The 396-nt window shown below is 52.3% G+C and carries 1 pseudogene; it reads right to left on the reverse strand.

What is annotated here, in order from left to right:
• Positions 1 to 396 (reverse strand): annotated as a pseudogene (locus LKX83_RS31960) (thiazole synthase); the annotation flags it as partial.

Here is a 396-nt window from a genome sequence, read left to right on the forward strand (position 1 = left end):
CCTGCGCATACCGTTTTCTTGGAATTCGCCCTCCTTCATAGCCTAGCCGCCCTGCTTTGGCCGCAAGCATCATCGCTTCTGCCATTTTAACTGGATCGGCGGCACCGGCTACGGCTGTATTAAGCAGAACGCCATCAGCCCCAAGCTCCATGGCAATCGCTACATCGGATGGAGTTCCAATCCCTGCATCGATAATAATCGGAACGCGTGCTTCCTCAATGATGATGCTTAAATGAAGCGGATTGAGAATACCTTGGCCGCTGCCGATCGGGGAGGCGCCAGGCATGACTGCATGAGCGCCTGCTTCCTGTAGATGACGCGCTAGCACAGGATCATCATTCGTATAGGGAAGAACGATAAATCCATCTTCGACAAGAACTTTTGTTGCCTCTAAAG

Origin of the sequence: Cohnella baijiui, assembly GCF_020731285.1 — a bacterium.
In the GTDB taxonomy this organism is placed as follows: Bacteria; Bacillota; Bacilli; order Paenibacillales; family Paenibacillaceae; genus Cohnella.